Origin of the sequence: Catellatospora bangladeshensis, assembly GCF_016862575.1 — a bacterium.
Classification (GTDB): Bacteria; Actinomycetota; Actinomycetes; order Mycobacteriales; family Micromonosporaceae; genus Catellatospora; species Catellatospora bangladeshensis.
In genome coordinates, this window is the sequence record NZ_BONF01000026.1 from 14,518 (window position 1) to 27,440 (window position 12,923).

10 protein-coding genes are annotated in these 12,923 nt (G+C 73.7%); 7 read left to right on the forward strand and 3 right to left on the reverse strand.

What is annotated here, in order from left to right; translation table 11 throughout:
• Positions 1–5 precede the first annotated feature (5 nt).
• From Cba03nite_RS21360 to Cba03nite_RS21375, 4 genes are all read left to right on the forward strand, one after another.
• The gene (locus Cba03nite_RS21360; protein ID WP_203749016.1) at positions 6–1,157 is read left to right on the forward strand and encodes an FAD-dependent oxidoreductase; all 1,152 of its coding nucleotides are present in this window, start codon (positions 6–8) and stop codon (positions 1,155–1,157) included.
• On the forward strand, positions 1,154–2,647 hold the full coding sequence (locus tag Cba03nite_RS21365) for an aldehyde dehydrogenase family protein (protein WP_239125928.1): 1,494 nt from the start codon (positions 1,154–1,156) through the stop codon (positions 2,645–2,647). The genes Cba03nite_RS21360 and Cba03nite_RS21365 overlap by 4 nt, the downstream gene beginning before the upstream one ends.
• A gap of 88 nt (positions 2,648–2,735) precedes the next feature.
• Positions 2,736–3,491 carry a DinB family protein gene (locus Cba03nite_RS21370; protein ID WP_203749019.1) on the forward strand — a complete coding sequence of 252 codons (756 nt, stop codon included), beginning with the start codon at positions 2,736–2,738 and terminating at the stop codon, positions 3,489–3,491.
• Positions 3,492–3,500: 9 nt separating this feature from the next.
• A complete protein-coding gene (locus tag Cba03nite_RS21375) occupies positions 3,501–4,028 on the forward strand; it encodes an RBBP9/YdeN family alpha/beta hydrolase (RefSeq protein ID WP_203749022.1) in 528 nt (175 codons plus the stop codon).
• Positions 4,029–4,056: 28 nt separating this feature from the next.
• Here the strand turns inward: Cba03nite_RS21375 and Cba03nite_RS21380 are convergent, their stop codons facing one another.
• Positions 4,057–4,995, reverse strand: coding sequence for a helix-turn-helix domain-containing protein (locus tag Cba03nite_RS21380; RefSeq protein ID WP_203749025.1), 939 nt, complete (start codon positions 4,993–4,995; stop codon positions 4,057–4,059).
• Positions 4,996–5,095: 100 nt separating this feature from the next.
• On the opposite strand from Cba03nite_RS21380, the gene Cba03nite_RS21385 reads away from it, so the two are divergent.
• Positions 5,096–6,154 carry a saccharopine dehydrogenase NADP-binding domain-containing protein gene (locus Cba03nite_RS21385; RefSeq protein WP_203749028.1) on the forward strand — a complete coding sequence of 353 codons (1,059 nt, stop codon included), beginning with the start codon at positions 5,096–5,098 and terminating at the stop codon, positions 6,152–6,154.
• Between the two features lie 18 nt (positions 6,155–6,172).
• On the opposite strand, the gene Cba03nite_RS21390 is transcribed toward Cba03nite_RS21385, so the two are convergent.
• Entirely contained in the window at positions 6,173–8,455 is a 2,283-nt protein-coding gene (locus tag Cba03nite_RS21390; RefSeq protein WP_203749031.1) for a sigma-70 family RNA polymerase sigma factor, read from the reverse strand.
• 308 nt (positions 8,456–8,763) lie between these two features.
• On the opposite strand from Cba03nite_RS21390, the gene Cba03nite_RS21395 reads away from it, so the two are divergent.
• Together Cba03nite_RS21395 and Cba03nite_RS21400 are read left to right on the forward strand one after the other, a co-directional pair.
• Positions 8,764–10,257 (forward strand): pectinesterase family protein, encoded by a 1,494-nt coding sequence (locus Cba03nite_RS21395; RefSeq protein ID WP_239125929.1) that lies wholly within the window; start codon positions 8,764–8,766, stop codon positions 10,255–10,257.
• A gap of 26 nt (positions 10,258–10,283) precedes the next feature.
• Entirely contained in the window at positions 10,284–11,759 is a 1,476-nt protein-coding gene (locus Cba03nite_RS21400; RefSeq protein ID WP_239125930.1) for an RICIN domain-containing protein, read from the forward strand.
• Between the two features lie 55 nt (positions 11,760–11,814).
• On the opposite strand, the gene Cba03nite_RS21405 is transcribed toward Cba03nite_RS21400, so the two are convergent.
• On the reverse strand, positions 11,815–12,780 hold the full coding sequence (locus Cba03nite_RS21405) for a hypothetical protein (RefSeq protein WP_203749033.1): 966 nt from the start codon (positions 12,778–12,780) through the stop codon (positions 11,815–11,817).
• Positions 12,781–12,923: the final 143 nt, after the last annotated feature.

The window sequence follows — 12,923 nt, forward strand, 5'->3', positions numbered from 1 at the left end:
AACACATGACCCACGTCGCCGTCGCCGGTGCCGGGCCGGTCGGGCTGACCGCCGCGCTGGCCCTCGCCCGGCAGGGCGCCCGGGTGACCGTGCTGGAGGCGGGCGAGGGCCTGGCCGCCGAGTCGCGGGCGTCCACGTTCCACCCGCCCACCCTGGAGATGCTCGCCGAGCTGGGCGCCGTCGACGAGGTCCTCGCCCGAGGGCTGACCGCGCCGACGTTCGCCTACCGCGACCGCGCCGCCGGGCACGTGGCCACCCTCGACCTGGCCGTGCTCGCCGGGGACACCCCGTACCCGTACCGGGTGCAGCTCGAACAGTCCAAACTCACCCCGATCCTGGCCGAGCACCTGGGCCGCCTGGGTGGCGAGATCCGCTTCGGGCAGACGGTCACCGGCGCGGAGACCACCACCACGGGGGTACGCGTCCACGCAGGCGCGACGGCCCTCGACGCCGACTGGCTCATCGCCGCCGACGGAGCGCACTCGGCCGTGCGCCGTTGCCTCGGCGTGGAGTTCGCCGGCATCACCTACCCCGAGCGCTTCCTGGTGGCCTCGACCGACGAGGACCTGCATGCGCTGCTCGACGCGCTCGCCGAGGTCAACTACGTGTTCGACCCGGTGGACTGGTCGGTGCTGCTGCGTACGCCCGACCACTGGCGGGTGCTGCTGCCCACCCCGGACGGCTCGCCCGACGAGGCCGAGCTGGCCCGGCTCGACACGCGCCTGCGGCAGATCGCCGACCCGGGGCGGCCGTGGCGGGTCGCGCACGCCAGCATCTACCGCGTCCACCAGCGGGTGGCCGTGTCGTTCCAGCACGGCCGCGTGCTGCTGGCCGGGGACGCCGCGCACGTCAACAACCCGCTCGGCGGGCTCGGCATGAACTCCGGCATCCACGACGCCGTCGCGTACGCCGCCGCCCTGGCCGGTCCGGACCAGGAGCAGGCCGTCACTACCGCAGCCGCCGACCGCCGCCGGATCGCGCTGGAGTACGTGCAGACCGTCTCGCACCGCAACTACGAGCGCCTCACCGCCACCGACCCGGCCGCCCGCGCCGCCCACCTCGACGAGCTGCGCGCCATCGCCGCCGACCCCGCCCGGTCGCGGGCGTACCTGCTGCGCGCCTGCATGATGGCGTCGCTGCGCCCGGTGACCGCGTGAGTCCCGTGCCGCTGTCCGGACCCGAGTCCGGCGAAACGGTCCCCGGCGGCGGCCAGGTCGCCCGGTACAACCCCGCCCGGGTGTACGAGCTGGTCGGCACCGTGCCCGCGGCGTCGCCGGAGCAGGTGGACCGGCTGGTCCAGGCCGCCGACGCCGCACAGCGTCCCTGGGCCGCGACCCCGGCGCACGAGCGGGCCGCGCTGCTGCGGGCCGCCGCCGACACCGTCGAGCCCCACCTGCCGACCCTGGCCGAGCTGCTGGCCCGCGAGTCCGGCAAGGTGCTGGCCGACTGCCGCGGCGAGATCGGCTTCGCGCTGACGTTCCTGCGCTGGGTCGCCGATCGGGCACCGGGGGTGCTCGCGGACACCGAGGTCGACGACACGGCCGGCCGCCTGCTGCAACGGCGCCGCCCGTACGGGGTCGTCGCCGCGATCACCCCGTGGAACGCCCCGATCATCCTGTCCCTGCTGAAGATCGGCCCCGCGCTGGCCGCCGGCAACACCGTCGTGGTCAAGCCGTCGCCGCTGGCGCCGCTCACCATCGACCGCGTGGTACGCCTGCTCGCCGGAGCGCTGCCCCCGGACCTGCTGCACGCCGTACACGGCGGCACCGAGGCGGGCGCGGCCCTGGTCGGGCACCCGCTGGTGCGCAAGGTCGCGTTCACCGGTGGCGACCGGGCCGCCCGGCACGTCGCCGCGACCGCCGCCACGCAGACCACCCCGACCGTGCTGGAGCTGGGCGGCAACGATCCGGTGCTGCTGCTCGGCGACGCCGACCTGTCCCCGGAGCCGATGCGCCGCCTCGTCATGGCGTCGTTCGCGACCAGCGGGCAGGTGTGCATGGCCGCTAAGCGCCTCTACCTGCCCGAATCACGGCGTGAGGAGTTCCTAGACGCGTACCTCGACGCGGCGCGGGAGGTGCTGTGCCTGGGCGACCCGCTCGCCGACGGCGTGAGCATGGGCCCGGTCGTCAGCGCCGAGGCGGCCGCCCGGGTGAACGGGCTGGTCGAGAACGCCGTGGCGCGCGGCGGCGGGGCGCTGCCCCTGGGCCGCGTCGACCCCGGCACCGACCTGCGCGCCGGTCACTTCGTCACCCCGACGCTGCTGGTCGGCGTACCAGAGGATGCCCCGGTCGTGACGGAGGAACAGTTCGGGCCGACGGTGCCCCTGCTGCTTTACCGCGACGAGTCCGATCTGGTCGCCCGCGCCAACGCGGGCGAACTCGGGCTCGGCGCGTCGGTCTGGTCGGCCGACGAGGAACGCGCGTTCGCCCTGGCCCGCCGCCTGGAGGCGGGCTTCGTCTTCGTCAACACGCACAACCGGACCGGCATGTCCCTGCGCGCCCCCTTCGGCGGCGTGAAGCGCTCCGGCTACGGCCGCGAGTACGGCGACGAGGGCATCACCGAGTACACCCAGACCTGCGTGGTGCACGCCCCGGCCGCGTTCCGGTCCGGTGGCGCGGGCGCGGCCGCGAACGCCTACCCGGCCTGAAGCGCCGGGCCCGGTTGCGTAGACGGGAGTCCGGCGATAGACCGGGAGGGGCGCATCCGGGCGCCGAAGGATACCGCGAGGAGCGGCCATGGCAGCGTTCACCAGGTCCGACGACCTGCGGGGAGCGAGGTTCACCGGCGTGGACCTGCGCGGCGCCCGGTTCGTCGCGGCCGACCTGTCCGGCGTGGTGATGCGCGGAGTGGAGGTACGGCAGGCGGACATCGACGCGCCGTGGCTGCCGCACAGCGGGAGCTTCCTCGTCAACGGCGTCGACGTGATCCCGCTCGTCGAGGCCGAGCTCGACCGCCGCTTCCCCGGCCGTGCCGAGCGGCGCGCCGCCGACCCAGCGGGCCTGCGCGCGGCCTGGGCGGCGCTCGAACACGCCTGGTCGGCCGCGCTGGACCGGGTCGCCGGGATGCCGGAGGGCACGGTCGACGTGTCCGTGGACGGCGAGTGGTCGTTCGCGCAGACGCTGCGGCACCTGGTCGTGGCCACGGACACGTGGCTGCGCCGGGCGATCCTGGAGATCGAGCAGCCCTACCACCCTCTCGGCCTGCTCGACGACGGCGCCGCCGGCAACGGCCTCGACATGTCGGTCTTCGCGACGGCCGCTCCCCCGTACGCCGAGGTGCTCGAGGTCCGGGCGGGCCGCGTCGCCATGGTCCGCGGCTTCCTGGCCACCGTCACCCCGGACGAGCTCGCCGTCCCGCGAACGAACCCGTGGGAGCCGGAGCACCCGGAGACCACCCTGTCCTGCCTGCACGTGATCCTCGAGGAGGAGTGGGAGCACCTGCGCTACGCCCTGCGCGACCTCGACGCGATCGAGGCGAAGGCGGCGATCTAGGCTGCCCGCATGGCGAGCGTGCTGATCCTGCCCGGTTTCGAGAACTCCGGCCCGGCCCACTGGCAGAGCCGCTGGGAGGCCGAGCACCCGGAGTACCGGCGCGTCGAGCAGTCCGACTGGTTCCAGCCGCGGGTCGGCGACTGGGTCGGCACCCTGGCCGCCGCGATCGCCGCCGCACCCGAGCCGGTCGTGCTGGTCGCGCACAGCCTGGGCTGCGTGACCGTGGCGCACTGGGTGGCCCGGGGCGGCGACACCGCGCGGGTGCGCGGCGCGCTGCTGGTCGCCCCGGCCGACGTCGACACGGCCGAGGTACCCGAGCTGGTGAACTTCCGCCCGGTGCCGCTGGTGCCGCTGCCGTTCCCGAGCATCGTCGTCGCGGGGGACGACGACCCGTGGGCGGCGCTGCCGCGCTGCGAGACGTTCGCCGCGGCGTGGGGCTCGCGGCTGGTCGTCATCCCGGGCGGTGGCCACGTCAACGCCGACTCGGGCCTCGGCTCCTGGCCGCAGGGTAAAGAGCTGCTCGCCGAGCTGGCCTGACACTGCGCGGCTCGCGGGCTGGCGAGCGTCACGCCCTGCGGAAGGTGCGGCGGTAGGTGTCCGGGGGTACGCCGACCGCACGGTGGAAGTGCCGCCGCAGCGTCGTGGCGGTGCCCAGCCCGGCGGCCTCCGCGATGACGTCGATGCCGTCGTCGGTGTTCTCCAGCAGCTCCTGGGCGCGGCGGATGCGCTGGGCGGACAGCCACTGCAGCGGGGTGGTGCCGGTCGCCGACCGGAAGTGCCGGGCCAGGTTGCGGGAGCTCATGTTCGCCTGCCGGGCCAGGTCCTCCACGGTCAGCGGCCGGTCGAGCCGCGCCATCGTCCAGCCGAACAGGTTCGCCAGCGGGTGGTCCTCCCGGGCGGGCACCGGCGTGGTGACGAACTGGGCCTGACCCCCGGCCCGGTGCGGGGGCACGACCAGGCGGCGGGCGACGGCGTTGGCGACGGTCGAGCCGTGGTCGCGGCGGATTAGGTGCAGGCACAGGTCGATCGCGGCGGCCTTGCCGGCGGAGGAGAGCACGTTGCCGTTGTCCACGTAGAGCACGTCGGGATCGACCTCGACCCGCGGATGGCGGGCGGCGAGCACGTCGGTGTGGGCCCAGTGCGTGGTCGTGCGCAGGCCGTCCAGCACCCCGGCGGCGGCCAGCACGAACGCGCCGGTGCACAGCGAGACGAGCCGCGCGCCCGCGGCGTGGGCGGCGCGTACGGCGTCGATCAGGTCCGGTGGCAGGTCGGCGTCGACGTCCTCGACCGCGGGGATGATCACGGTGTGGGCGTGGGCGAGCCGGTCCAGCCCGGCGTCGGGCGTCATGTGGAACCGTCCGACCTGGACCGGGCCGGGTCCGCAGACCACCAGGTCGTACCAGGGGTCGGCCAGGCCGGAGGGGTCGCGGGTGAAGATCTCGAAGACCGTCGCGAGCTCGAAGTGCAGCATTCCGTCGGTGGCGGCGAGCGCGACAGTGGTCATGTCCGAAAGTGTATGGGGGATGGCGTTCCCGACACTCGCGGCCGGCCTCCGCCCGTTGGAGGATTTCCTCAGTCGATCTCTTCGAGCGGAGGAACAGCAGATGGGTACGGGTCAGACGGTTGCGGTGTTCGGCGCCTACGGGCACACGGGCCGCTTCGTGGTGGCGGAGCTGCGGGCCCGCGGATTCGTCCCGCTGGCGCTCGGGCGCAACGAGGACCGGCTCCGGGAGCTGGCGGCGGGGACCGATCTCGCCTACCGGACGGCGTCGGCGGGCGACCCGGCCTCGCTCGACGCGGCGCTGGCGGGCGCGGCGGCGGTGGTGAACGCGGCGGGGCCGTTCGCCTCGACGGCGGCTCCGGTGATCGAGGCCGCGCTGCGCGCCGGGATCCCGTACGTGGACGTCGCGGCCGAGATCGAGGCCAACGCCGACACGTTCGCACAGTTCAGCGAGCGCGCCGAGGCGGCCGGGGTGGCGGTGGTCCCGGCGATGGCGTTCTTCGGCGGCCTCGGCGACCTGCTGGTGACGGCGGCGATGGGCGACTGGACGCAGGCCGACGAGGCGCACGTCGCGTACGGCCTGAGCAGCTGGCACCCGACGGCCGGGACGCTGTCCTCCGGCACCGTGTCCCGTGACCGCCGCGACGGCAGGCGCGTCCGCTTCACCGGCGGCCGCCTGGAGTACTACGCCGCCGAGGGCGCGCTGCCGACCCTCGACTGGGACTTCCCCGCGCCGCTGGGCCGCCGCCCGGTGTTCGGCGAGTTCACGATGGCCGACGTCGTCACGGTGCCCAGCCACCTGCCCATCCCGGAGGTGCGCACGTACATGACCACCGTCGCGGCCACCGACCTGGCCACGCCGGGCACCCCGGCACCGGCGGCGGTCGACGGGTCCGGCCGGTCGGCGCAGACGTTCACCGTCGACGTCGTCGTGCGCTCCGGCGGCACGCGGCGGCGCATCGCCGCGCACGGGCAGGACATCTACGCGATCAGCGCGCCGCTGGCGGTCGAGGCGGTCCGCCGCCTGCTCGCCGGTGAGGTCAAGGCGACCGGCGTCGCCTCGGCCGGGAAGATCTTCGACGCCGACGGCTTCCTGAGCGCACTGTCCGGGCACCTCACCGTCGAGCAGCACGGCGAGTCCCGCGTGCCGCAGTTCGCGTGACCGTGACCCCCGCCGCGGTCAGCCCTTCATCGGGGCGCCGACGGCGGGGTCGCGGTCGTTGGTGAGGAACGTGGTGGCAGGCAGACCGCCACCGGCGGGCCGGGCCCGCTGCGCGCCCGCCGGGTCGTCCTCGACCAGGGCGTCGGTGCTCCAGCCGGACTGGTTCCAGGAGTTGCCGTCCTGCACGGCGGTCGCGGACAGCCGCGCCTCGCGGGAGTTGCCCAGGGCCAGGTTGCCGCGGAACACCGCGCCGGAGTAGAAGAACGCGAACCCGTCCTTGCCGTTGCGGTACGCGGTGTTGCTGGTCAGCCGCAGGGCACCGCGGTTGGCGCTCTCGGTGAAGCCGTAGCCGGTGTTGTCCCAGGCGGCACTGTTGGTGACGACGTGCGCCACGGCGGGGGCCGGATCGCCGCCGCCGAGCCGGAAGCCGTTGCCCGCGCCGGGCACCGCCCGGTCCGGGTCGCGCCACAGGTCGACGCCGTTGCCGTACGCCCAGCTGCGGTCGATCGTCACCGGGTCGGCGAAGTCGTGCAGGTCGAGCCCGTCGTCGACGTTGCCCCAGAACCGGCACCCGCGCACGGTGTTGCCGTCGCCGGCGCCGTACCTGACCGACAGCCCGTCGGCGTCGCCGCCCGCGTCGCGGTTGCGGTAGAAGTCGCCGTCCAGCACCTGGTTGTGCTCGGTGCCGACGTCGCGCAGGGTCAGGCCGGTGCCGCCGTTGTCGTGCACGGACAGCCGCTCGAACACGTTGTGCCGGCAGGCCCGGCACACGTACGCGTTGCGCGGCGCGTTGCGGATCTCCAGCCCGCGTACGGTCCAGTAGTCGGCGGTCTGCGTGATGAACCAGCTGTTGGAGCGCAGGCCGGAGGCGTCGAACACCGGCCGCTCCCCGGGCGCGGCGGTCAGCGTGATCCGCTGCTGCGCGGTGCCGTCGGTCTCGATCACGACCGGCTCGACGGCCCGGTAGGTGCCGCCCCGCGCGACGATCGTCTGCCCCGGCCGGGCAACGGACACCGCCTTGGCCAGGCTCGCGTATGGGCGCGCGGCGCTGCCGTCGCCGTCGTCGCTGCCGTCCGGCGCCAGCTGGATCTCCAGCCGCACCGCGGCGGCCGTCGCCGAGGGCGAGACCGACGGGGCCGCCGCCGCGCTGCTCGCCGGGATCACCGATGGTGACGGGCTGGGCGGCGCGGCTTCGACCTGCGGTGACGTCTTTCCCGGCAGCAGCACGAGGACGGCGGCGACAGCGGCGGCCGTCCCGGCAGCCGTGCCCACGGTCAGCACCGGTTTGGCCCACAGCGGTGCCACGAGACGTGCCCACCAGCCCACCTGACCTGCCGCGAGCGCCGCACCCGGCGCAGTAGCGGTGCCGCCCAGGCCACCTGCGGCCAAGCTCGTGGCACCGCTGGTGGTCGCGCCTGCGGCCAGGCTCGCCGCAGTGCCTGGCGCGCCACCTGCGGCCACGCTCCCGGCCGCGCCTGCCACACCGCCCGTGGCGAGGGTCCCGGCCGCGTTCGCCAGCGCGCCGAGCAGTTCGTCGAGCACCCCGGCCGAGACGGGCACCAGGCCCAGACCACCGAGGACGGCCTCGGCCGCGATCGGCGGCCGACTCACCGCCTGGCAGCTCGGGCACTGCTCGATGTGCCGGTGCAGCCGCTTCTGCCAGCGCGGTTCGGCGTTGCCGTCCCAGCCGCGGGCCGCCGCGACCAGGTCCGCGCACCGGGGGCTGGCCCGCCAGGCGGCGAGCACGGCGCGGGCGCGGATGAGGTGGGCGCGCATGCGCTGGATGCGTACCCCCGCGTGGGCGACGGTCAGGCCGAGGGCGTCGGCGACCTCGGCGCGGCTGAGCGAGCCCGCGATCTCCTGCCACCACAGCGCCAGGACCCGGCGCTCCTCGGCGTCGAGCCAGCGGCTGGCGGCGAGCACGACCTCGCGCTCGGCGGACAGGCGCAGCCGGGCCAGCGCGTCCTCGGCGAAGTCGGCGTCCGGGTCGGGCGGGTCGGGCAGCTCCGGCACGGTGCGGGCCCGGTCGGTGCGGCGGGTGCGTTCGCGGTCCTGGATCTGGCGTACGGCGATGGCCACCAGCCACGACCGGAAGCGCTCGGGTTCGCGCAGCGACGGCAGCGCCTGCACGGCGCGCAGCATCGTCTCCTGGACCACGTCGTCGACGTCGGGGTGGCCGTGCAGCGCCCGGCCCACGATGTTGTACACGAGCTGCAGGTGCTCGGCGAGCAGCCGGGCCACCGCCTGCCGGTCCCCGGCGCGGGCCGCGACGACGAGCGCGGGATCCGCGAGCATGTCCATCGATGCAACTCCTGCCGCGACACGGTCCTCGAACAAGATCTATTGAGGGCCGCCGCCATCGTGACACGCCTCCGATCAGCCTGTAAAGACATCGGCGGCCGCCGTTGCTTCGGCCGGCATGCAAACAAACCTCGCCGATTTCTGTTACGGCCGGGTGGCCGGCCCGTCTACCAGACAGCGACATCCGGCCGTGCCCGCGGCCGGACCGTCGCGACCGCCGGACGACCGGGCCGTCCGGCACCATCCGTCCCCGCGGCGGCGGCGTCCAGGCAGCGCCGCCCCGCAACCATGTCCCGAAAGGACCAGCGATGCCCAGATCATCCCCGCCGACCGGCGTGCCCGGGCGGGGCCGCTCCCCCTGGCGGCGCCTCGTCTCCGGCGGTGTCGTGCTCGCGGCCACGGCCGCCACCGTCCTGGCCGTCGGCATGTCCACCGCCGAGGCGGCGACCCCGGCCAACGGCGGCGTCTACACCCTGTCCTCCGCCTCCAGCGGCAAGTGCGTGAACGTGGCCGGCGCGTCGGCCGACAACGGCGCGCTGCTGCAGCAGATCGCCTGCAACAGCGCCCTCACCGAGCAGCAGTTCCGCGCCGCCGCCCAGTCGGGCGGCTACAACCTGGTCAACGTCAGGAGCGGCCGCTGTATCGACGTGCCGAACAGCTCCACCACGTCCGGCACCCAGCTGCAGCAGTGGGGCTGCGGCGACGGCACCAAGACCAACCAGCAGTGGACCTTCACCGCTTCCGCCGCCGCGTCCGGCAGGTACCTGATCCGCAGCGTCGCCACGAACCTGTGCGTCAGCAACAAGGACGGCTCCACCTCGGGCACCAACCCGATCGTGGAGGAGACCTGCGCCGACGTCGCGCGGATGCAGTGGTCGTTCAACCAGGTCGGAGCGGCGCCGTCGCCCACGCCCAGCGGCACCGTCACCCGGCCCGTGGTCGCGGCCGACGGCACCGGCACCTACCGGACCGTGCAGGCGGCGATCGACGCGGTCCCGGCGAACAACACCACCCGGCGGGTGATCACCATCAAGGCGGGCACCTACCGCGAGATCGTGACCATCCCCGCGAACAAGCCGTTCGTCACGCTGCAGGGCCTGGGCTCGGCGGCGTCGAACACGGTCATCGTGAACAACCGCAGCGCGGCGGGCGGTTACGGCACCTCGGGCAGCGCCACGCTGTTCGGGTACGGCCACGACCTCGCCCTGCTCAACCTGACCGTGTCCAACGACTACGGCGAGGGCAGCCAGGCCGTCGCCCTGCACCTCAACGCCGACCGCGCGGTGCTGGACAACGTACGGCTGCTCGGCAACCAGGACACGTTCCTGGTCAACGACGCCACGCGGGCGTACGTGCGCAACAGCTACATCGAGGGCACCGTCGACTTCATCTTCGGCGGCGGCACCATCGTGTTCCACAGCTGCTCGATCTACCAGCGGCGCAGCACCGGCGGCCCGATCACCGCGGCCAGCACCCCCGCCACGAAGACCTACGGGATGCTGTTCTACCGCTCCAACGTCACCGGCGCGACCAGCAACACGACGCAGCTCGGCCGCCCCTGGCGGCAGGACGCGCAGGTCCTCTACCGCGAGACGGCGCTGAGCGCGACCATCCGCACCGCCCAGCCGTGGACCGACATGTCCACCAACACCTGGCAGAACGCCCGGTTCACGGAGTACCGCAACACCGGCTCGGGCGCGACCGTCAACAGCAACCGCCCGCAGCTGTCCGACGCGCAGGCGCCGAACTACACCCCGCAGAAGTACCTGGCCGGCTCCGACGGCTGGAACCCGGTCGGCTGACCAACCCTCACTCGAAGGAGAAACTCGTGCGTAGTAGGAAACGCGGCCTGCTGGCCGTGCTGAGCGCCGCCACCGTGGCGCTGTCCGGGCTGGTGGTCGCCGGGTCCGTCTGGCCGGCCGAGGCAGCCGTCGCCCCGGCCGACGGCGGCGTGTACACCCTGGCCAACGGGTCGAGCGGCAAGTGCGCCGTCGTCGCGGGCGGCTCGGTCGACAACGGCGCGCTGCTCCAGCAGATCGCCTGCGCCGCCACCGCGACCGAGCAGCAGTTCCGCGCCGTCTCCCAGTCCGGCGGATACAACCTGGTCAACATCAAGAGCGGCCGGTGCGTGGACGTGCCCAGCAGCTCGACGACGTCGGGCACGCAGTTGCAGCAGTGGGGCTGCGGCGACGGCACCAAGACCAACCAGCAGTGGGTCTTCACCGCCTCCGGCGCGGCCTCGGGCAAGTACCTGATCCGCAGCGTCGCCGGCAACCTGTGCATCAGCAACAAGGACGGCTCCACCTCGGGCGGCAACCCGATCGTCCAGGAGACCTGCTCCGACATCGCGCGGATGCAGTGGGCGTTCAACGCCGTCGGCGCCGCGCCGTCCCCGTCCCCGACCTCGGGCGGCCGCACCTGGTCGAACACCGCCGACGGGTTCGCCGCGGGCACCACCGGCGGCGCGGGCGGCACCACCGTCACCGTCACCAGCCAGGCCGACCTGGTCCGCTACGCCGCCGCGAGCGAGGCGTACATCATCCGGGTCAACGCCACCATCAACGTGTCGCCGTACGGCATGGAGATCCCGGTCAAGTCCAACAAGACGATCATCGGCGTGGGCAGGAACGGCCGGATCAAGGGCGGCGGCTTCTTCCTCGGCGCGGGCACCCGCAACGTCATCATCCGCAACCTCACCATCGGCGACACGCTGATGGCCGAGGACGACCCCGATGACAAGGACTATGACTACGACGGCATCCAGATGGACACGGCCGATCACATCTGGATCGACCACAACACCATCAGCCGCACCAACGACGGCCTGATCGACAGCCGCAAGGACACCTCGTACCTGACCGTGTCCTGGAACAACCTCGGCAACACCAACAAGGCGTTCGGCATCGGCTGGACCGAGAACGTCACCGCGCGGATGACGATCCACCACAACTGGATCCACGACACCAACCAGCGCAACCCCAGCACCGACAACGTGGCGTACGCCCACCTGTACAACAACTACCTGAGCAACATCGCGTCGTACGGCAACCTGTCGCGCGGCGCGACGAAGATGGTGCTGGAGAACAGCTACTTCGAGAACGTGGCCAACCCGTACTACCCGGACACGTCCGCCGCGCAGCTGCGCGAGTCGGGCAGCATCCGGGTGAACTGCACCGGCAAGGCGTCGACCAACGGGTCGGCGTTCAACCCGGGCAGCTTCTACTCGTACACCCTCGACCCGGCCGCGAACGTGCCCGCGCTGCTGCGCACGTACACCGGGCCGCAGTCCAACATCGGCAACTGACGAACAGGGTGGCCGGCCGTGCGTACCGGGTGACGCACGGCCGGCCACCTGACGGTCAGGGCTGCTCGGTGCCGGCGAGGGCCTCGACCAGGGCCTGCGCCTCCCCCAGGCGGCGGCCGCCGCGGCCCGGCGTGCCGGACTCCAGCCGGGTGAGCATGTCCACCGCGCGGCGGGCGAATCCTGCGGCCGGAGCCGGGTCGAACGGCCGCAGGGCGTATCCCATGAAGAACAGCGACGCGGCGAGCCCTTCGCTGTCCGGCCCGTAGACGCCGCGCTCGGTCAGACCCTGCCAGATCGCCAGCGCGTCGGCGGCGGCCACCCGGCCGTCCTCGCCCGCGTCGGTCAGGGTCAGCGCCAGCGCGCCGTGCGCCCACCCCGCGGTGCCCTCGGCGTGCGGCGGCAGCTTCGCGTACTTGATGTAGCGGGTCAGGTCGACGGCCTCAGCGGCCAGGGCGAGCGCCTCGGCCCCTTCGCCGGTGCGGCGCAGCGCCATGGCCAGGTTTGCCAGCACGTACACCCGCTCGGCGTCGGCCGATGCGTCGAGGCCCGCCACCCCGGAGAGGACGACATACCGCCGCGCCTGGCGGAACCGGTGCACGGCGGCCTCGTCCTGGCCCAGCCCGCTCAGCAGGAGCCCGAGCGTGAGGCTGGGCGCGACGGCGTCGGCCGGGTACCGCTCGGCGAGGCTGTCGGTCAGGTCGGCGGCCTCGGTCGCGTACGGCAGCGCCTCGGCGAGACGGCCCGCCAGATGCAGGTGGAGAGCCATGTCGCGCAGCAGCATGGCATGCCGGACCCGGTCCAGGTTCGAGTGGATGCTGCCCCGGGACAGCTCCAGCTCGCGGCCGATCAGCGCGATCGCCTCGTCGTCGCGGCCCGCCTCGTGCAGCGCCTCCGCCTGGTCGGCGATGCCCGACAGCTGCCGCGCGGCCCGCCGGCGGCGCGAGGCGGTCCGGTGGTACCAGACCAGGCCGAGCACCAGCAGGAGGACCACGAGCAGCGACAGCGGCAGGTCTACAGGCATGACGCATGATCATAAGGGCGCGCGGCCCGCTGGAGATCATCCGTTGCGGCATAATCGCGCCACGGCCGCCGAGCCCTGTGACCGCCGCATCCGGCGGCCGGAGAACGTCCGCCGCGGCCGTTAAGCTGTGGCTGTGCGAATGC

What these genes read in the sequence shown, in the direction of transcription:
- Cba03nite_RS21360 (WP_203749016.1), top strand. Translation starts at nt 6, where the DNA reads ATGACCCACGTCGCCGTCGCCGGTGCCGGGCCGGTCGGGCTGACCGCC.
- Cba03nite_RS21370 (WP_203749019.1), top strand. Translation starts at nt 2,736, where the DNA reads ATGGCAGCGTTCACCAGGTCCGACGACCTGCGGGGAGCGAGGTTCACC.
- Cba03nite_RS21375 (WP_203749022.1), top strand. Translation starts at nt 3,501, where the DNA reads ATGGCGAGCGTGCTGATCCTGCCCGGTTTCGAGAACTCCGGCCCGGCC.
- Cba03nite_RS21380 (WP_203749025.1), bottom strand. Translation starts at nt 4,995, where the DNA reads ATGACCACTGTCGCGCTCGCCGCCACCGACGGAATGCTGCACTTCGAG.
- Cba03nite_RS21385 (WP_203749028.1), top strand. Translation starts at nt 5,096, where the DNA reads ATGGGTACGGGTCAGACGGTTGCGGTGTTCGGCGCCTACGGGCACACG.
- Cba03nite_RS21390 (WP_203749031.1), bottom strand. Translation starts at nt 8,455, where the DNA reads ATGGACATGCTCGCGGATCCCGCGCTCGTCGTCGCGGCCCGCGCCGGG.
- Cba03nite_RS21395 (WP_239125929.1), top strand. Translation starts at nt 8,764, where the DNA reads ATGCCCAGATCATCCCCGCCGACCGGCGTGCCCGGGCGGGGCCGCTCC.
- Cba03nite_RS21405 (WP_203749033.1), bottom strand. Translation starts at nt 12,780, where the DNA reads ATGCCTGTAGACCTGCCGCTGTCGCTGCTCGTGGTCCTCCTGCTGGTG.